The organism is Paracoccus everestensis (assembly GCF_021491915.1).
Taxonomy (GTDB): domain Bacteria; phylum Pseudomonadota; class Alphaproteobacteria; order Rhodobacterales; family Rhodobacteraceae; genus Paracoccus; species Paracoccus everestensis.
Map to the genome: position 1 here is coordinate 2,459,984 of NZ_CP090836.1, position 18,389 is coordinate 2,478,372.

At 63.4% G+C, this 18,389-nt stretch carries 22 protein-coding genes; 4 read left to right on the top strand and 18 right to left on the bottom strand.

What is annotated here, in order from left to right; translation table 11 throughout:
* The first annotated feature begins 44 nt into the window (after nucleotides 1-44).
* Nucleotides 45-944 carry an acetylglutamate kinase gene (gene argB, locus LZ585_RS12155; protein ID WP_234855826.1) on the top strand — a complete coding sequence of 300 codons (900 nt, stop codon included), beginning with the start codon at nucleotides 45-47 and terminating at the stop codon, nucleotides 942-944.
* A gap of 75 nt (nucleotides 945-1,019) precedes the next feature.
* Complete coding sequence (locus LZ585_RS12160) at nucleotides 1,020-1,538, top strand: SixA phosphatase family protein (RefSeq protein ID WP_234853812.1); 519 nt, start codon at nucleotides 1,020-1,022, stop codon at nucleotides 1,536-1,538.
* A 66-nt stretch (nucleotides 1,539-1,604) separates the two neighbouring features.
* On the opposite strand, the gene LZ585_RS12165 is transcribed toward LZ585_RS12160, so the two are convergent.
* The 10 genes from LZ585_RS12165 to LZ585_RS12210 all read right to left on the bottom strand — a co-directional run bounded on the left by LZ585_RS12165 (nucleotide 1,605) and on the right by LZ585_RS12210 (nucleotide 11,216).
* A complete protein-coding gene (locus tag LZ585_RS12165) occupies nucleotides 1,605-2,393 on the bottom strand; it encodes an amino acid ABC transporter ATP-binding protein (RefSeq protein WP_315857603.1) in 789 nt (262 codons plus the stop codon).
* 10 nt (nucleotides 2,394-2,403) lie between these two features.
* Nucleotides 2,404-3,858: an amino acid ABC transporter permease gene (locus LZ585_RS12170; protein ID WP_234853813.1), complete on the bottom strand. Its 1,455-nt coding sequence runs from the start codon at nucleotides 3,856-3,858 to the stop codon at nucleotides 2,404-2,406.
* Nucleotide 3,859: 1 nt separating this feature from the next.
* Entirely contained in the window at nucleotides 3,860-5,116 is a 1,257-nt protein-coding gene (locus LZ585_RS12175; protein WP_234853814.1) for an amino acid ABC transporter permease, read from the bottom strand.
* Nucleotides 5,117-5,227: 111 nt separating this feature from the next.
* Nucleotides 5,228-6,244: an amino acid ABC transporter substrate-binding protein gene (locus tag LZ585_RS12180; protein ID WP_234853815.1), complete on the bottom strand. Its 1,017-nt coding sequence runs from the start codon at nucleotides 6,242-6,244 to the stop codon at nucleotides 5,228-5,230.
* A gap of 163 nt (nucleotides 6,245-6,407) precedes the next feature.
* Nucleotides 6,408-7,121 carry an ATP12 family chaperone protein gene (locus LZ585_RS12185; RefSeq protein WP_234853816.1) on the bottom strand — a complete coding sequence of 238 codons (714 nt, stop codon included), beginning with the start codon at nucleotides 7,119-7,121 and terminating at the stop codon, nucleotides 6,408-6,410.
* 10 nt (nucleotides 7,122-7,131) lie between these two features.
* Nucleotides 7,132-8,193, bottom strand: coding sequence for an RluA family pseudouridine synthase (locus LZ585_RS12190; RefSeq protein WP_234853817.1), 1,062 nt, complete (start codon nucleotides 8,191-8,193; stop codon nucleotides 7,132-7,134).
* Complete coding sequence (locus LZ585_RS12195) at nucleotides 8,190-8,555, bottom strand: fluoride efflux transporter FluC (RefSeq protein WP_234853818.1); 366 nt, start codon at nucleotides 8,553-8,555, stop codon at nucleotides 8,190-8,192. The genes LZ585_RS12190 and LZ585_RS12195 overlap by 4 nt, the downstream gene beginning before the upstream one ends.
* 31 nt (nucleotides 8,556-8,586) lie before the next feature.
* On the bottom strand, nucleotides 8,587-9,903 hold the full coding sequence (locus LZ585_RS12200) for a replication-associated recombination protein A (protein WP_234853819.1): 1,317 nt from the start codon (nucleotides 9,901-9,903) through the stop codon (nucleotides 8,587-8,589).
* A 47-nt stretch (nucleotides 9,904-9,950) separates the two neighbouring features.
* Nucleotides 9,951-10,541, bottom strand: a complete 591-nt coding sequence (locus LZ585_RS12205) for an acyl-homoserine-lactone synthase (RefSeq protein WP_234853820.1) — start codon at nucleotides 10,539-10,541, stop codon at nucleotides 9,951-9,953.
* Between the two features lie 63 nt (nucleotides 10,542-10,604).
* Nucleotides 10,605-11,216 (bottom strand): helix-turn-helix transcriptional regulator, encoded by a 612-nt coding sequence (locus LZ585_RS12210; RefSeq protein ID WP_234853821.1) that lies wholly within the window; start codon nucleotides 11,214-11,216, stop codon nucleotides 10,605-10,607.
* 97 nt (nucleotides 11,217-11,313) lie between these two features.
* Here LZ585_RS12210 and LZ585_RS12215 point away from each other — a divergent pair, with 97 nt between their 5' ends.
* Nucleotides 11,314-11,508, top strand: coding sequence for a hypothetical protein (locus LZ585_RS12215; RefSeq protein WP_234853822.1), 195 nt, complete (start codon nucleotides 11,314-11,316; stop codon nucleotides 11,506-11,508).
* A 24-nt stretch (nucleotides 11,509-11,532) separates the two neighbouring features.
* Here the strand turns inward: LZ585_RS12215 and rplQ are convergent, their stop codons facing one another.
* The 7 genes from rplQ to rplO all read right to left on the bottom strand — a co-directional run bounded on the left by rplQ (nucleotide 11,533) and on the right by rplO (nucleotide 16,795).
* Entirely contained in the window at nucleotides 11,533-11,952 is a 420-nt protein-coding gene (rplQ, locus tag LZ585_RS12220; RefSeq protein ID WP_234853823.1) for a 50S ribosomal protein L17, read from the bottom strand.
* Between the two features lie 120 nt (nucleotides 11,953-12,072).
* Entirely contained in the window at nucleotides 12,073-13,089 is a 1,017-nt protein-coding gene (locus LZ585_RS12225) for a DNA-directed RNA polymerase subunit alpha (RefSeq protein ID WP_234853824.1), read from the bottom strand.
* A gap of 118 nt (nucleotides 13,090-13,207) precedes the next feature.
* On the bottom strand, nucleotides 13,208-13,597 hold the full coding sequence (rpsK, locus tag LZ585_RS12230; protein ID WP_234853825.1) for a 30S ribosomal protein S11: 390 nt from the start codon (nucleotides 13,595-13,597) through the stop codon (nucleotides 13,208-13,210).
* 12 nt (nucleotides 13,598-13,609) lie between these two features.
* Nucleotides 13,610-13,978 carry a 30S ribosomal protein S13 gene (rpsM, locus tag LZ585_RS12235; RefSeq protein WP_234853826.1) on the bottom strand — a complete coding sequence of 123 codons (369 nt, stop codon included), beginning with the start codon at nucleotides 13,976-13,978 and terminating at the stop codon, nucleotides 13,610-13,612.
* A gap of 153 nt (nucleotides 13,979-14,131) precedes the next feature.
* Complete coding sequence (locus tag LZ585_RS12240) at nucleotides 14,132-14,803, bottom strand: adenylate kinase (RefSeq protein ID WP_234853827.1); 672 nt, start codon at nucleotides 14,801-14,803, stop codon at nucleotides 14,132-14,134.
* A 35-nt stretch (nucleotides 14,804-14,838) separates the two neighbouring features.
* Nucleotides 14,839-16,209, bottom strand: coding sequence for a preprotein translocase subunit SecY (secY, locus tag LZ585_RS12245; RefSeq protein ID WP_234853828.1), 1,371 nt, complete (start codon nucleotides 16,207-16,209; stop codon nucleotides 14,839-14,841).
* A 109-nt stretch (nucleotides 16,210-16,318) separates the two neighbouring features.
* A complete protein-coding gene (gene rplO / locus LZ585_RS12250; RefSeq protein ID WP_234853829.1) occupies nucleotides 16,319-16,795 on the bottom strand; it encodes a 50S ribosomal protein L15 in 477 nt (158 codons plus the stop codon).
* Nucleotides 16,796-17,009: 214 nt separating this feature from the next.
* On the opposite strand from rplO, the gene LZ585_RS12255 reads away from it, so the two are divergent.
* On the top strand, nucleotides 17,010-17,618 hold the full coding sequence (locus tag LZ585_RS12255; protein ID WP_234853830.1) for a hypothetical protein: 609 nt from the start codon (nucleotides 17,010-17,012) through the stop codon (nucleotides 17,616-17,618).
* Nucleotides 17,619-17,620: 2 nt separating this feature from the next.
* On the opposite strand, the gene LZ585_RS12260 is transcribed toward LZ585_RS12255, so the two are convergent.
* Nucleotides 17,621-18,349, bottom strand: a complete 729-nt coding sequence (locus tag LZ585_RS12260; protein ID WP_234853831.1) for a hypothetical protein — start codon at nucleotides 18,347-18,349, stop codon at nucleotides 17,621-17,623.
* Between the last annotated feature and the right edge of the window lie 40 nt (nucleotides 18,350-18,389).

Here is an 18,389-nt window from a genome sequence, read left to right on the forward strand (position 1 = left end):
AGGGTCCGCCCGTCACACAGGGGCCAAGGATGAGAAAGCAGAACATGAACCGCGACTGGACCGCCACCGCCAGAACCCTGTCCGAGGCCCTGCCCTATCTGCAACGCTATTCCGGCGCTGTCGTCGTCGTGAAGTTCGGCGGCAATGCCATGGGCGACGACGACGCCATGGCCGAATTCGCCCGCGACATCGTATTGATGAAGCAGGTCGGCATGAACCCGGTCGTCTGCCACGGCGGCGGCCCGATGATCAATGAATTGCTGGCCCGGCTGGGCATTGAAAGCACCTTCGTGCGCGGCAAGCGCGTCACCACCAAGGAAACGGTGGAAGTGGTGGAGATGGTCCTGTCGGGCCTTGTCAACAAACGCATCGTCCAGGCCATCAACGACGCGGGCGGCCGCGCGGTCGGCATCAGCGGCAAGGACGACGACCTGATGGTCTGCGAGGTGGACGATCCCGAACTGGGCTTTGTCGGACGCCCGATCGAGATGAATGTCCAGATCATCCGCGACCTTTACAAGGCGGGCCTGATCCCTGTCATCGCCCCCGTCGCCACCGGCATGGCCGACAACGAAACCTTCAATGTCAACGGCGACACCGCGGCGGGCGCGATCGCGGGTGCCCTGCGCGCTGACCGGCTGCTGCTGCTGACCGACGTGGCAGGCGTCAAGGATGCCAATGGCGAGGTTCTGACCCAGATCCACCCCGACCAGGTGCGCCAGATGATCGCGGACGGCACCATTGCGGGCGGCATGATCCCCAAGACCGAAACCGCCCTGAAGGCATTGGAGGAAGGCGTGCGCGCCGTGGTGATCCTGGATGGACGGGTGCCGAACGCCAGCCTTCTGGAACTGTTCACCGAACATGGGGCGGGCAGCCTGATCCGGTCCACGCCGCCTTCCACCCGTCCGCGCGGGCTGCGCCAGGGCGAAGCGTCCCTGTAAAGACCACGCCTTGCCGAACGCGCGGGGTAATGGCAGGCTGCGCTCAGCTTGGCAAGAAACAGGGACAGATCGCATATGACACCGCTTGGACATCGACGGCTGATCCTGACGCGCCACGCCAAATCGGCCTGGGATGATCCGAACCTGGCCGATCATGACCGCCCGCTGAACGACCGAGGCCGCCGGTCCGCGCTCGCGCTTGGCGACTGGATGGCGTCGCGCGGCTATGAACCCGAGGAAGTTTTGTGTTCGTCTGCGGCCCGTACCCAGGAAACCTGGGCCACCATCGCCAGCGCCCCCCTGGAGGTTCGCCCCCTGCTGCGGATCGAGGCCGGGCTTTACCAGGCTGGCCCCGAAAAAATGCTGTCGATCCTGAAGACCGCGATGCATCCAACGGTGATGATGCTGGGCCACAACCCCGGCATTTCCGAATTGGCGGCACTGCTGCCCGCGCGCCTGCCGCTGGATCCCGATTTCCGCCGTTATCCCACCGGCGCGACCCTGGTCGTGGATTTCCAGGTGGACAGCTGGTCCCAGGTCGAGCCTGGCCAGGGCAGCGTCATGGATTTCGTGCGCCTCGACGGACGCAACTGAACCCTTCCACTTTGGCTTGAATATCCCACAGGGGGTCCGGGGGACGTGAAGTCCCCCGGGCTGCCGTCAGTGTCCCAGGATCTGTGACAGGAACAGCTTGGTCCGTTCCGACTTGGGATTGTTGAAGAACTCGTAAGGCTCGTTCTGTTCGACGATCTGGCCCTGGTCCATGAAGATCACCCGGTTGGCGACCGCCTGGGCAAAGCCCATCTCATGCGTGACGCAGATCATCGTCATCCCCTCCTCGGCCAGCGCGATCATCGTGTCCAGAACTTCCTTGATCATCTCGGGGTCGAGGGCGGATGTCGGTTCGTCGAACAGCATGATCTTGGGCTGCATGCACAGCGACCGTGCGATGGCCACGCGCTGTTGTTGGCCGCCCGACAACTGGCCCGGGTATTTATGCGCCTGTTCCGGGATCTTGACCTTCTCCAGAAAGCGCATGGCCGTTTCCTCGGCCTGGCGGCGGGGCACCTTGCGCACCCAGATCGGCGCCAGGGTGCAATTCTCCAGCACCGTCAGATGCGGGAACAGGTTGAAGTGCTGGAACACCATCCCGACCTCGGACCGCACCTTGTCGATGTTCTTGATGTCGTTGGTCAGTTCGATCCCGTCCACGACGATATGACCGGACTGATGTTCCTCCAGCCGGTTGATGCAGCGGATCAGGGTCGATTTGCCCGACCCCGACGGCCCGGCGATGACGATCCGTTCGCCCCGGTGGACGGTCAGGTCGATGTCGCGCAGCACATGGAACGACCCATACCATTTGTTCATGTTGCGGATGTCGATCGCGACTTCGTCGCTGATCTGCATATGGCTGCGGTCGATGGGCCGGGTGGTGTGGTCGCTCATGGCGGTGTCCTTACCTGTGGTCGCGGGCCAGACGGCGTTCGAGATACATCGAATAGCGCGACATGCCGAAGCAGATCAGAAAGAAGATGCAGCCGACAAAGATATACGGCTCCCAATAGATGCCCTTCCACGAGGTGCTGGCGCGCACCGCGTCGGACATGGATTTCAGCGGATCGTAAAGACCCACGAAGGTCACCAGCGTGGTGTCCTTGAACATTCCGATAAAGGTGGAGACGATGCCGGGGATGGAAATCTTCAGCGCCTGCGGCAGCACGATCAGCCGCTGTGCCTTCCAGTAATCCAGGCCCAGGGCATCGGCGGCCTCGTATTGTCCCTTAGGCAGGGCTGCCAGACCGCCCCGGATCACCTCGGCCATGTAGGCGGCGGCGAACAGCGTCACCATGATGATCACGCGCAGGATGATGTCGAAATTCGTGCCGGGCGGCAGGAAATAGTTCAGCAGCAGGGAGGCCACGAACAGCAGCGCGATCAGCGGCACGCCCCGGATGAATTCGATGAAGATCACCGCAAGCGATTTCACCAGGAACATGTCCGACCGCCGCGCCAAGGCCAGAACGATGCCCAAGGGCAGCGACATGGCAATGCCCGCCACCCCGATGGTGATCGACAGCAGGAAACCACCGAACCGGTCGGAGGCAACGGCGGGAATGGCGAAGGACAGGATCCCCTGGGCATCGCGCGCGGCCTCTCCGGCATAGCCGGTCCACCAGATCAGGGGAATGACCAGGGCCGCGACAACGGCGGCGATGCCGGAAAAGGGGTTCAACACCCGCCAGGCGATCCAGCCCAGGATCGGACCGACCAGAACCATGATCGGTCCCCAGGCCGACCCGCCCCACAGGAACCAGACCCCCATCAGCGGATAAAGGATCGAGAAGACCAGCAGCCAGGTCACATTCCGTTCCGAAATCGCCAAGCCGCCGACCAGCATGACGGCGGCAAAGACCAGCCATGCGGCGGGCGCCCCAAGCGTGATCATCAGCCACAGCGTAACCACCGTAGCCACGCCCAGCACGATGCGGCGGATCCCCGGCGCTTCCGAAAACAGCACCGGCGCCAAGGCCAGGAACAGCAGGCCAAAGGTCATGGTCGGGCGCCAATAGAGTTCGGGCGGATAAAAGCCATAGACATACTGGTTCCAGCGTTCGCGGATCACCGCCCAGCAGGCGCCGCGCGCGCCCTCGCCCCAAGTTTCGGCGATGATCTGGCGGCATTCCGACAGGCTGCCCGCGTTCCAGACGGAATGGGCGAACCAATCCCAGAAATGGCTGAACAGGAACCAGACGATCAGGATGCCCAGGATCGTCAGGACCGTGTTGACCGGACCCGAAAACAGGTTCATCCGCAGCCAGCGAACCGCCCCTGCCTCTCGGATCGGGGGTTCGGCGGGGGGCAGCATGGTGTCGCGGACAAAGGGGACGGTTTGGGCGTGGGTATCGCTCATCTCACCGTTCCTTCAGCTTGACGCGTGCATTGAACAGGTTCATCCCCGACGAGATGATCAGGCTGAGCGTCAGATAGACCCCCATCATCAGCACGATGGCCTCCAGCTCTCGTCCCGTCTGGTTCAGCGTGGTGCCGCCCAGCGTGCCCTTGATGTCCATATAGCCCACGGCGATGGCCAGCGAACTGTTCTTCATCAGGTTCAGGTATTGCGAGATCAGCGGCGGGATGATCACCCGCAGCGCCTGGGGCAGGATCACCAGGTTCATGGTCCGGCCCGGGCGCAGGCCCAGGGCAAAGGCGGCCTCGGATTGGCCCCGGCTGACGGCCAGGATCCCGGCGCGGACGATTTCCGCGATAAAGGCCCCGGTATAGAGCGTCAGGGCCAGCCACAATGCGACAAGGCCGTTGGCGACGTTCAGGCCGCCCGTGAAGTTGAAGCCGCGCAGTTCCGGGGGGATCATGTGCAGGCCGAAATACCAGATCAGCAGCAGGGACGGCACCGTCATGACGGCCAGGCTTATCCACCAGGTCGTGGGACGGCTGCCGGTCCGGTCCTGGACCTGCTGCGCCCAGGCGCCGATCATGCGCCGGACGATCCAGCCCCCGACCAGCGCCACCACAAAGGCAATGGTCGCCCAGCTAAAGGTGATCCGCGCGCCCAGATCCAGGCTGCCCGGATCGTTGGTCATTCCCAGCGTCGGAATGGCGGTATAGCGGTTGGTCAGCGCCACATGGTCGAACAGGATCATGCCGGCGGCCGGATCGTCGCCGCGAAAGGCGTTGGGCGGCGGCATCACCTCGGTAAAGATCGCAAAGACGATCAGGATCCACAGCAGCAGGGGCACGTTGCGGAACGCCTCGACATAGACGGTCATCAACCGTGCGATCAGCCAGTTGTTCGACAACCGCGCCACGCCCGCGACGATGCCCAGAAAGGTGGCGGCGATGCAGCCCAGGATCGACACGATCAGCGTGTTCAGCAGGCCGACAAAGGCCGCGCGCAGATGCGTGTCGTCCGAGGTATAGGGGATCGGCGTTTGCGGGATGTCGTAACCCGCGCGCTGCCACAGGAAGCCGAAGTTGAAATCCTTTCCCAGGGCCGCAAGGTTGCGGATCGTGTTGTTGACCAGCCACCAGGCCAAGGCCATCACCAGAATGAACACGATCACCTGGAAGGTCATCGACCGATAGCGCCGATCATAGATCAGCATACTGGGCCGGAACGGCGGAGTCGCCGGCACTGAGATGTCGGTCATTCGATCTTACCCCTGTAGCCGGTGATGCCTTTGGTGGCAGCGTTTGTCGCAACCGGTCTTTTGCTTATGTGAAGGGGGCGCATCTGCGCCCCCTTCGGTCTTGGTCATGGCTCAGCGGAAGGGCATCGCATACATCAGGCCGCCCTGCGTCCACTGGGCGTTCAGGCCGCGGGCCAGGCCGATCGGAGTTTGCTCGCCGATGTTGGCCGCGAAGATTTCGCCATAGTTGCCGCTGGCCATGATGGCGCGCTTGGCCCATTCCTTGTCCAGGCCGATCATCGCACCCAGGTCATCGGTCACGCCCAGAAGGCGCTGGACCTCGGGGTTCTGCGAGGAGCTGGTCAGTTCCTCGACATTGGCCGAGGTGATGCCGTATTCCTCGGCCGCGATCAGCGCGTAAAGGGTCCAACGGACAATGTCGCCCCAGTTGCTGTCGCCATGGCGCACCGCAGGCCCCAAGGGTTCCTTTGAAATGATTTCGGGAAGGATGATGTGGTTTTCGGGGTCGGCGAAGGCCGCGCGGGTAGCAGCAAGGCCCGACGCATCGGTCGTGTAGGCATCGCAGGCCCCGGCCATGTACTGCTGCTCGCCCTCGGCATTGCTGTCGATGTTGACGGGCGAATAGGTCATGTTGTTGGCCTTGAAGTAATCGGCCAGGTTCAGTTCCGTGGTGGTCCCGGTCTGGATGCAGACAGTTGCGCCTTCCAGTTCCTTGGCCGAGGTCACGCCCAGATCCTTGCGGACCATGAAGCCCTGGCCGTCATAGTAATTGACCCCGACGAAATCCAGCTTCAGGTCGGTATCGCGCGAGAATGTCCAGGTCGAGTTCCGGGCCAGCAGGTCTACCTCGCCCGAGGACAGGGCGGTGAACCGCGTCTGGCCGGTCGTGGGGACGTATTTCACCTTGGTCGCATCGCCCAGCACGGCAGCCGCGACGGCCTTGCAGATATCGACATCAAAGCCTGTCCAGTTTCCGTTCGCGTCCGGCGCGGCAAAGCCGACAAGTCCGGTGTTCACGCCGCAGTTCAGTTCACCGCGCGCCTTCACATCGGCCAGCGTGTCGGCCATGCCCACCCCGGCCATCAGCGTGGCGGCGGCGACAGAACCCAGAAATACCGAAATCTTCATTTCTACCCCTTTGTTGGTTGCTGTCCCTGCCGGGCAGGGGCAGCGCCCGAACCTTGGCGGCCGGGCTTTTTTCGTGGAAGCCCGCTCAAGAGGCGTCCCATAGGCAACATAGTGCCTGATCCTTCCCGATGCGTCAAGCGTGACGCCCTGTCGGAGGGCATATTCAACTGAGGCGTGACAGATGCCAAAGCCGTTCTGCAATCAGCATCGCGGCCTTGCGGCTTTCGGCGGCCTCCCGTGCCTCGTCGTCCTGGCCCCATTGTTCCGCCTGGAAATCCTCGTCGATGCGAGAGATGCGGAACGCTTCGGCCGCGTCGATCCGGCTGCGGACGACCGCCAGCCCCAGGACCAGCGATCCGGGCAGCGTCACAAGATCGTGCAAGGCGGTCAGGCCGAAGCTGTCCAACCCTGCGACATAGCCATGCAACCGCGCCAACGCCTGCGGATCCTGCGCGATGGGGATCACGCCATGGGTGATGCGCAACGGCGCGCGCAGATCCGTGGCCGCCCAGTCGATTAAAGGATCCCAGGCCTCGGCCTGGCGGCGCGCCAGTTCCGCGGGCTGGTCGGCGCGATAGGACAACAGGTCGGTGCCGCCATATTCGGCCAGCATGGCCGCAACACCGGCAAATTGGGGCGTGACCTTTTCGATGGCGGAATTCGCAGCCCGGGTCAGCGGCATGGTGTTGGGATCGATCACATCGGCCTGCGCGTCCCATTCCTGCGCCACGGCCCAGGCCAGGGCCTCGACCGGCAGCAGCAGCGGCAGCTTGCCGGGGGTGCGCAGGGGGCGATCATCCAAGGCAACCTCGAATCCCTGCCCGACCGGCCGGACCGACGCCGCCTTCCAGAACCGCCGCGCTTTCCATTCGCTCATGCCGATTGCCCTATTCGTTATCCGCGAAGGGATCATCGGGCACGTCGTTTTCGTGCCAGCCCAGCGTTTTCCAGGTGCGCGCCATGTGGTCGGGCAAGGGCGCGGTCAGGGTGACGCGCTTTTTGGTGATGGGATGGTCGAATGTCAGGCTGCGGGCATGAAGATGCAGCTTCTTGCTGATTTCCCCGCCCAGTTGCGCGCCCCAGCCGTCGCCCAGGTTCTCCTGCCCCGAACCGCCGTATTTTCCATCCCCCACGATGGGGTGGCCCAGTTCCGCCATATGCGCGCGCAACTGATGGGTCCGCCCGGTGATCGGCACAAGCGCGCACCAGCTGGCCCGCGTGCCAAGCGCGTCCAGCACGGCATAATCGGTCGTGGCGCGCTTGGCGCCCTCGGTCGCGTCGATGTCGCGGGGATGGACGGCGATCATCTTTTCGCCCTCGCCCCCGCGGCCATGGCCCGGCGCCTTGACCAGCCCATATCGCACCGTTCCCATGCGCGGATGGGGAACGCCCGCGACAACGGCCCAGTATATCTTGCGCGTGGTGCGGGACCGGAACGCCTCGGACAGGGCGCGGGCGACGCGGTCGGTGCGCGCCAGCAGCAGCACGCCGGACGTATCCTTGTCCAGCCGATGCACCAGCTTGGGCCGGTCCTTGTATCCGAACATCAGCGCTGTGGTCAGCCCGTCCACATGACGGTCACCCTGGCCGCTGCCGCCCTGGGACGGAAGGCCCGGCGGCTTGTTCAGCGCGATGATGTGTTCGTCCTTCCACAGGACCGCCGCCTGGATCATCTGCTGGTCGCTGTCGGACACGCGCGGACCTAGAGGCCGGTCCTTGGCGCGGGCGGGCATTGGGGCTGCGTCTGGCAAGGGCGGGATGCGAACCTCTTGTCCGGTCTCGATCCGGGTGGCCGGCTTTACCCGTCCCCCATCGACGCGGATCTGGCCGGTGCGGCACAGCTTTTCGATGGCGACCTGGCCCAACTGCGGAAACTTCTTCTTCAGCCAGCGGTCGAGGCGCTGTTCGCCCTCGTCCCCGCCCACGCTGATGGTCTGAACGCCGCTCATGCGAAGATCCCCCGGCCCATGGCCATGCCGGCAAGGACCGCCAGCAGCGACAACAGAACCGATCCCGCGACATAGGTTGCCGCAAGCGCGCCCTGCCCCCGTTCCCACAGGGTCACCGCGTCCAGCGAAAATGCCGAAAAGGTGGTGAAGCCGCCCAGGATGCCGGTCAGCAGCAAGGGCGCCCAGGCCCCGCCGCGCTGCGCCAGCAGGGCCGACAACAGGCCCATGACAAGGCTGCCGGCGACATTGACGGCGAATGTCGCCCACGGAAGCCCCTGCGCGGGGATTGCACGATATATGCCAAGGCGCGCCACCGATCCGATGGCACCGCCAACGGCGACCTGAAGATATGGATTCATCATGGGGTGGTCCTGTTCCGACTGTTGCGCAAAGTCAACCGCCGCGCTTCAACCGCTGCGACACGAACCAGTCCAGCCGCTTTTTCAGTTCCCGCTCAAAGCCGCGCTCGACTGGGACATACAGCACCGGGCGCTTCATGCCGTCAGGGAAATAGTTCTGGCCCGAAAACCCGTCCTCGGCGTCGTGGTCATAGGCATAGCCCGCGCCGTAACCCTGGTCCTTCATCATCTTGGTGGGCGCGTTCAGGATATGGGCGGGCGGCATCAGGCTGCCGGTTCGCTTTGCCTCGGCCCGCGCAGCCTTGTAGGCCGCGTATCCGGCGTTCGATTTCGGCGCGAGCGCGAGATAGATCACCGCCTGCGCCAAGGCCAACTCGCCCTCGGGACTGCCCAGGCGTTCATAAAGCGCCCAGGCGTCCAGGCAATGGCGCTGCGCCGCCGGATCGGCCAGGCCGATATCCTCGACCGCCATGCGGGTGATGCGGCGGGCGAGGTAACGGGGATCCTCGCCCCCTTCCAGCATCCGGCCCAGCCAGTACAGGGCCGCATCGGGGTCGGACCCGCGCACCGATTTATGCAGGGCAGAGATGAGGTTGAAATGCTCGTCCCCCGACTTGTCGTATTTCGCGGCACGCCGCATCAGCCGCTGGGCCATGGCAGGCTGGTCCATCGGCTTGTCGGTCTTCCAGGCCGCCACCTGCTCGATCAGGTTGAGGGCGGCGCGCCCGTCGCCATCAGACATCTCCAGCAGCGATTCCCGTGCCTCGGCCGTCAAGGGCAGCTTGCGGCCCAGCTCGCGTTCTGCCCGCTGCGCCAGCAGTTCCAGGTCGCGCAGGGACAGGCGTTCCAGCACGATCACCACCGCCCGCGACATCAGGGCGGCGTTCAGTTCAAAGGAGGGATTCTCGGTCGTCGCACCGACTAGAAGGATCGTCCCGTCCTCCATATAGGGCAGGAAACTATCCTGCTGCGCCTTGTTGAAGCGGTGGATTTCGTCCACGAACAACAGCGTCCCGCGACCCTGCTGGCGGCGCAGCCTGGCCGTGTCGAACACCTTGCGCAGTTCCGGCACGCCGGAAAAGATGGCGCTGATCTGCACGAATGCTAGGTCGGTTTCATCCGCCAGAAGCCGCGCGATGGTCGTCTTTCCGACGCCCGGCGGCCCCCAGAGGATCAGCGAGGACAAGCTTTTCGAGGCCAGCATCGATCCCAGCGGCCCGTCCGGGCCAAGCACCTTGTCCTGGCCGATCACATCGCCCATGCGCACGGGGCGGATGCGGTCAGCCAGGGGTCGCACCGCCGGGGTGGGCGGTGGATCGGAAAAGGTGCTGGCGTCGAACAGGTCTGGCATGATGCAGCCAATGTAGGACGGCCGGGCCGCTGCGAACAGCCCCGCCGTCAATGCATCTTCGGCGCCAGATTGATGGCGACGCACTGGAAGTTGGCGTCGTCGATCCACATGACGCGGCCGATCGCCTCGGCATCAAGGCCGCAACGGCCATACCACCGGGGCCAGCTGGCGCCCGTCAGCGCGATCAACCGCGTGGCGCCCAGTTCGCGGGCCGATCCGGTCATCGCCTCGACCATCTTGAAGTGGACCTTGCGGCGGTACATCTGCGGAATGTCGTGGCTGACGAACACGCGCGAGCATTCCCAGACCTGGTCGTCCACCGGTGCCTCGGCGTCCAGCAGATCCTGCGGGATCGACCCACCCAGGATGCCCTTTTGCGCATCGCGGATCATATAGCTGTAGATCCCGCAGCGTGCGGTGGTGGGCGTCAGGCGGAAGCCGGCAAGAACCTCGCCCTTGTCATGGACGGCGATCCAGCGGCTTTGCGGCGTGTCGTACTGGTCGAATTCCATGTCCTCGGCTTCGGGCAGATCCCAGTTCTTCTGGATGATGAAGCTCTGCTTGCGGGCGCGAAACAGCTTGGCGAACAACTCGCCATGGTTGTGGAGATTCGAAAAGGAAAGCGTGGTCGTCTGCATTGTCATTCTCCTGGGGTGTAAGGACAGCCCCTCCTCGCGTCCCGGATCCCCTGGGCGAACGCCTTATAGCAGGCGGTATTCCTTGGCCCTTTGCAGCGCCTCGGCGGTTGTGCGTGCCTTCAGTCTTTCGCGGACCGAGATCAGCCTTGCCTTGAACGCGCTTTCGGTAATGCCAAGTTTGGCTGCCGCTGCCGCATGACGATCACCCTCCGCGACGCAACGAAGGGCTTCTTTCTGAGCCTTGGTCAGGCTCGCCGGCGGCTCCGTCGAATCGTGGAGCCGACGTACCGTGGTCGAGATCTCGGCGATCTCGGCATCCGTGAATTCGCGGTCATCGCGGGCAAAGCTGGCGATGGTGCGTGAATTGATGGGACCATAGGAAACCGTCAGCCCGAAGGTCAGGCCATGGTTCGCCGCGTCCTTGAGAATGCTGAACGGATCCGGGATCGGCAGGCTGGACCAGCGGCAGGCCCCCGTTGTCGAAAAGCCCCAGGCAATCGTCGGATCGCGCAGCGCATAGCCATTCTGGGAATAAAAGTCCGACCATTCCTGGGGATAGGTCTGGAACTGCATCAGAGGGGCGGCAAACCGAATATGCAGCCCGACAAAATAACCCGCCGGGGCCAGCTTCCCCAGTTTGTGCAGGCCAGCATTGATATCGGCGCGTGATGACATGACTTTTTAGACAAATTGTGTTTGAAGGCGTCAACGTACAAAGTAGTAGTGACCGATAATAGTTGCCATATCCTTAATGGGATAGGAGAACCCGCCTATGCGGCCATCCAGCGACATTTCCGCGCTGCCCGACGAACTTCGCCAGCAGTTGCTGGCGATGCCCCTGACAGGGGATGAGCGACAGGACGCCGCCCGTGCGCTTTTGCGGATGATCGATCCGACGAAATCCGGTCAATTTTGCCGCAACGTCATGAAAAACGCCCCGCAACCCGGATGGCTGCGAGGCGTCTGATTCCATCGCTCGATGAACGATGCCTTATTCGGCGTCGGCAGCCTCGGCCTCGACACGGGCACGGTCGGCCGCACCCTTGGCAGAAGGATCGCGGTCAACGAATTCGATGATCGCCATCGGCGCCATGTCGCCATACCGGAAACCGGCCTTCAGGACACGGACATAGCCGCCTTGGCGGTCCTTGTAGCGCGCGCCCAGCACCTCGAACAGCTTGGCGACATACTGATCCTGCTTCAGTTGCGACGCAGCCTGACGGCGGGCGTGCAGATCGCCGCGCTTGGCCAGCGTGATCAGCTTTTCGATGATCGGGCGCAGTTCCTTGGCCTTGGGCAGGGTCGTCTTGATCTGCTCGTGCTCGATCAGCGAGCCGGCCATGTTGGCGAACAGCGCCTTGCGGTGTTCGTGGGTGCGGTTGAGGCGGCGATAGCCACGGGCGTGACGCATGATGATTCTCCGTTTACGTCTTTTGCTTTGTCCGGCAGCCCATGCGTGCGGGCCGCTCTCCTTGGGGCAGGAAGCCCATATGTCGCAAGGTGCGTGCAAGCACGCACCCTACGGTATCTTTCAGAACTGGTCGTCGAACCGCTTGGCCAGGTCCTCGATGTTCTCTGGCGGCCAATCGACAACGTCCATGCCCAGGTGCAGGCCCATGCCCGACAGCACTTCCTTGATCTCGTTCAGGGACTTGCGGCCAAAGTTCGGGGTGCGCAGCATCTCGGCTTCGGTTTTCTGGATCAGATCGCCGATATAGACGATGTTGTCGTTCTTCAGGCAGTTGGCCGAACGGACAGACAGTTCCAGTTCGTCCACCTTCTTCAGAAGGCGCGGGTCGAATTCCAGGCCATCTTCCGCATCCTGGCGGTTGGCCGATTCCGGCTCGTCGAAGTTCACGAAAACCGACAACTGGTCCTGGACGATGCGCGCGGCATAGGCCACGGCGTCTTCCGGGGTCAGCGAACCGTCGGTTTCGATCTTCATGGTCAGCTTATCATAGTCCAGCACCTGACCTTCGCGGGTCGGCGTGACTTCATAGCTGACGCGCTTGACGGGCGAGAAGATCGCGTCGATCGGGATCAGCCCGATGGGCGCATCCTCGGGCCGGTTCTTGTCGGCCGCGACATAGCCCTTGCCCGTCTGCACGGTCAGTTCCATGTTCAGGTCGGCGCCGTCGTCCAGGTGGCAGATGACGTGGTCGCGGTTCAGAACCGTGATCCCGGCAGTCTCCTGGATGGCGCTGGCCTTGACCTCGCCCGGACCCTTTGCGGACAGGGTCAGGCGCTTCGGCCCTTCGACATCCATCTTCAGCGTGACGCCCTTGAGGTTCAGGACGATGTCCGTCACGTCCTCGCGGACGCCGGCGACGCTGCTGAATTCATGCAGCACGTTGTCGATCTGGACCGAGGTGATGGCCCCGCCTTGCAGCGACGACAGCAGCACGCGACGCAGCGCGTTGCCCAGCGTCAGGCCAAAGCCGCGCTCCAGCGGTTCGGCGACCAGCGTGGCGGTGCGGGTGGCATCCGCGCCTTGCTTGACGACCAGCTGAGTCGGCTTGATCAGCTCGGCCCAATTCTTGTGGATCATGCGTTTGCCTCCATTCTTGTTTCCGTCCCATGTCCGTGGTCGGAAACGCCCGAGGTTGAAAACGGAAAGACCGAACCGCGCGAGCGACGCGCAGTCCGGGTTGTGTGTGGTCCGAAGATCAGACGCGGCGGCGCTTCGGCGGACGGCAGCCGTTATGCGCAATCGGCGTCACGTCGCGGATCGCGGTGATGTTGAAGCCAACCGAAGCCAGCGCGCGCAGCGCCGATTCGCGGCCCGAACCGGGGCCTTGCACTTCGACTTCCAGCGTGCGGACGCCGTGTTCCTGCGCTTTCTTGCCCGCGTCCTCGGCGGCCATCTGGGCGGCGTAGGGGGTCGATTTGCGCGAACCCTTGAAGCCCATGGTGCCGGCGGACGACCACGAGATCGCGTTGCCCTGAACGTCGGAAATCAGGATCTTGGTGTTGTTGAAGCTGGAATTCACATGAGCAACGCCGGTGGCGATGTTCTTGCGTTCCTTGCGCTTCATGCGGGTTTTATCACGTGCCATAACCGTTACCCCTTATTTCTTCTTGCCAGCGATGGGCTTCGCCGGGCCCTTGCGGGTGCGGGCATTGGTATGCGTGCGCTGACCGCGGACCGGCAGGCCGCGGCGGTGACGCAGACCGCGGTAGGAACCCAAGTCCATCATGCGCTTGATGTTCATCTGGCGTTCGCGGCGCAGATCGCCCTCGACCGTCAGGTTCGCATCGATGTATTCGCGGATTTGCAGGACTTCGGCATCCGACAGATCGTTCACGCGCCGCGACTGGTCGATGCCGACGGCTTCGCAGATTTGTCCGGCATACATCGGGCCGATGCCGTGGATATAGGTCAGGGCGATCGGGACACGTTTCCCGGTCGGAATGTTGACGCCAGCAATACGAGCCACGCGTTTTCCTTTATCGGTTGCGGTTCCGTAGCACCGGAACCTTTTTTCACAACGTAAGGCCCGAAAGCCATGCCTTCGGGCCGCTGATGGTCCACCCATGAAAGGGTGATTCTCGTGCGAGATGCCGTGAGTTAAAGGGTGTTTCCCATGACGTCAAGTGGCTGCGTGGATTTCGCTTGACACAGGCAGCACGGCGGCAATCTGGGCTGAAACCTCGTCCATGGCCGCCAGTCCGTCCACAGGCGCCAGCTTGCCCTTGGCATAGTAGTAACCGATCAAGGGCGAGGTCTTCTTGTAATATTCCAGAAGCCGGGTCTTGAGGCTGTCCTCGTTGTCGTCGGCCCGGCGCCGCAGGTCGGTCGAACCGCAGACATCGCAAACACCATGCCTTGCGGCCGGCTTTGTCTCGTCGTGATAAACCTCGCCGCAATTGCCGCAGGTATATCGGCCGGTGATGCGGCGGACCAGGGCCTCGTCATCGACCTGCATCTCGACCACGGCATCCAGCACCATGCCGGTTTCGTCCAGCAGCTTGCCCAGGGCATCGGCCTGGGCCAGCGTCCGGGGGAAGCCGTCGAAGATGAAGCCATTGCCCCCCTCGGACAGCTTTTCGCGGATCAAGCCGATGACGATCTCATCGGTGACAAGTTGGCCGCGGTCCATGACGTCGGCCACGCGCTTGCCCATCTCGGTCCCCGAGGAACGTGCGGCGCGCAGCATATCGCCCGTGGACAGTTGGACCAGACCGCGATCCTCGACCAGCTTGCGGGCTTGCGTTCCCTTGCCGGCACCGGGCGGCCCCAACAGAATGATATTGATCGTCATAAACGGTCTATCCCCCTCGTCAGCCCTTTGGGCCGTTAGCGGCGCGACGGTGCGCGACGCGGCTTTGCGCTTCCTTCTTTGCGTTTACCACGCAACTGGGATTTCTCAATCAACCCTTCGTACTGGTGGGCAAGAAGATGGCTTTGCACCTGGTTGATGGTGTCCATCGTCACCGACACCACGATCAGGACCGATGTGCCGCCGAAATAGAACGGCACCGACCACTGATGGCGCAGGATTTCCGGCAAGAGGCAGACCGCCGCCAGATAGGCCGCGCCGATGACCAGCACGCGGTTGACGACATAATCCAGGTATTCCTCGGTCCGCTTGCCGGGGCGAATGCCGGGAATGAAGCCGCCCTGGTTCTTCAGGTTCTCGGCCACGTCGTCGGATTTGAAGCTGACGTTGTGGGTATAGAAATAGGCGAAGAAGACGATCATGCCCGCAAAGAACAGCAGGTACAGCGGCTGCCCCGGCCCGAAATAGGCCAGGATCGTGGACATGATCGGGCCGGTCTGGTTGCCCGAAAAGGTCGAGATCGTGATCGGCAGCAAAAGCAGCGAGGACGCGAAGATCGCCGGGATGACGCCCGCGGGGTTCACCTTGATCGGCAGGTGGGACGACTGGCCGTCATAGATCTTCATGCCGACCTGTCGCCGGGGATATTGGATGCGGATCTTCCGCAGCGCACGCTCCATGAACACCACAAAGGCGATCACGGCCACCACCATTACGATCACGCCCAGGATCACCGGGGTGGAAATCGCGCCCGACCGGCCTTGGGCAAAGAAGTTCGCCAGCGCCGCCGGGATTTCCGCGACGATCCCCACGAAGATGATCAAAGAGATGCCGTTGCCGATGCCGCGCGCGGTGATCTGTTCGCCCAGCCACATCAGGAACATCGTGCCGCCGACCAGGGTGATCACCACGGACGCCTGGAAGAACAGGCCCGGATCATGCGCCAGACCGCCCGCCTCCAGCGATTTCGCCAGGCCAAAGGCCTGGAACAGCGCCAGGGCAACGGTGCCATAGCGGGTGTACTGGTTGATCTTCTTGCGCCCCTGCTCGCCTTCCTTCTTCAACTGTTCCAGCGAGGGAACCATCGACGTCAAAAGCTGCACGATGATCGAGGCAGAGATATAGGGCATGATGCCCAACGCAAAGACGCCCATGCGGCCCAAGGCGCCACCGGTGAACATCGACAGGATGCCGCCAATGCCGGATTGCGCCTGGTCCATGAAGTTGCGCAGCGCGGCGCCGTCAATGCCCGGCACCGGGATATAGGTGCCCAGCCGATAGATGATCAGCAGGCCGATCGTGAACCAGATACGCTGGCGAAGTTCCGTGGCCTTGCCGAATGCGCTCCATGAAAGGTTCGCGGCCATCTGTTCTGCGGCTGACGCCATGTGTTTTACGTCCCGTGTCATGACAGCGCCGCCGACCCGTTTCCGGGGACCGGCGGCGCCAGGAAAACCTGTTCGCTATCTATGGGGCGCGCACGCCCCGATCAACAGCTTATTCCGCCGCCTCGGTCACGACCGGCAGCGACACCTTGCCGCCTGCCTTCTCGACCGCTTCCACAGCCGATTTCGAGGCGCCGGTCACGACAATGGTCAGGGCAGCGGTCACTTCGCCCTTGGCCAGCAGACGGATACCGTCTAGCTTGCGCCGCACCAGACCCGACGCGACCAGGGCGTCCTCGGTCAGCTCGGCGGTGGCGTCGATCTTGCCCGCGTCGATGAAGGACTGGATCTGGCCCAGGTTCACCACCGCAAAGGATTTCGCATTCGGCTTGGTGAAGCCGCGCTTGGGCAGGCGGCGATACAGCGGCATCTGGCCGCCTTCGTACCCGTTCAGCGCCACGCCCGACCGAGAGCTTTGGCCCTTGATCCCGCGTCCTGCGGTCTTGCCCTTGCCGGAACCCGGACCACGCGCCACGCGCTTTTTCTTGCGGTTCGCGCCATCGTTGTCGCGGATTTCATGCAGTTTCATGTCGCTTCTCCTCAACCGGACGCATCCCCGAAGCGATGATGGGACGGACACGGCATGTCTTGTTTCGTGAATCGGTGCGCAATCGCACCCGGGGCATATAAACGGAACACCCTCCTGCGGCAAGTCCCGCCTTGCGGCCTTGGACAAGCGGATGTGAGTTGCCGTCGCCGTTCCCCGGCTTATCAGGGCAGGATCAGCCCCTGGACCTTTTCCCATGACCCGCATTGCCCTTGTCCTTGCCGCCCTGCTTGCCGCGCCCCTTGCCGCACAGGCCGAGCCGACCTTTTGCACCGCCCGCATCGACGCCCAGGACGTGCCGCTGGCCTATGACCGGGACGAGCCGGGATTGCGCGATCATTTCAGCCGGCGCGAGATCCTGTTCACCTCCTGGGGCCGCGATACCTGTCCCAGCTATGTGGTCCTGCGCAGCCTGACGCCAGACCTGACGGACGAGGAACGCGGCCCCTTTTGCCTGCGTCACGACAAGGCCAGCGATTCGATCATCGGATACGACCTGGGCCGCCGCGACGCCTATGGCCGCTGCGAAAAGCCCGCGAAGTCGGTCTGCCAGCGGGTGAACCAGACCCGGAACGCCGCTGTCGCCATCACCGGGGCGGCGGCACGCGGCGCGGTCAACGGCGCCCGCGCCCTGCCCGACGGTTCGGGGGCGGTGATCCTCAGCGGATCGCAGGGCTATATCTCGGGTGCCCTGTCCTCCATCGGCGGGGCGGCGGCGGCAATGGCGGCCTCCCCTGCCATCGTGGCGGGCGCCGCCGTTTCGGTAGTGGCGGTCGGCGGGGCGGTCTATGCCTGCCGGGAATAGGATCAGAACTCCAGCCAGGTGCCGATCTTGATCGCCGGCTCACTGGGCCCGGTCAGCGGCGCAACAAGACCGATTTCCAGCCGCGCAGGTCCGGTCAGATCATAAACGACGGAACTGGCGATCTTGGTCGAAAAGTCACTGTCCTTGCGCGATTCAAGGCGCAACTGGTTCACCAAGGCCCAGGACGGCGCCGTGCGGATGCCGATGGTCAGATCCAGCTTGCTGACGACTTCCGGCGTTAGATAGGCATACTGGACCTGGGTCAACCCATCCTGGACTGTGACCTCCTCGATCTTGCCCGCGACTTTCACGCGGGCCTCGGCGGTCAGCCAGCCGCCGTCCCAGAGACCCGAAAAACCCCGTCCCCACATCAGGGCCACTTGGCTCAGCGGCGTCAGTTGCCCGTCTCGGCGGAGGGCACCGAAGCCCATGGAATAGGACAACTTGTTCGGCCCCTCACCGTCATCCAGGGATTTCTGGTACCAGACCATCGCGCTTGTCTCTCCGACGTCAGTATGGCTGATCTCCAGTCCCAAGGTCCGGCGGCGCACAAGCCCGTATTCACCATAGAATCCATCATGGGAATTGCCTGCGCGGTCGTATTCTCCCGTCAGGGCGATAAAGGAATGCCCCGCGTCGCGGGGCCAGGGACCGGCCTGAGCCGGAAAGGACAGCGCCCCCAGCATGGCCCAGGCAGACAGGACAGGAACAAGACACGGGCAAAGGGACATGGAACGCTCCAGGGCGAAAACCTGACAGCAGATTAGATAC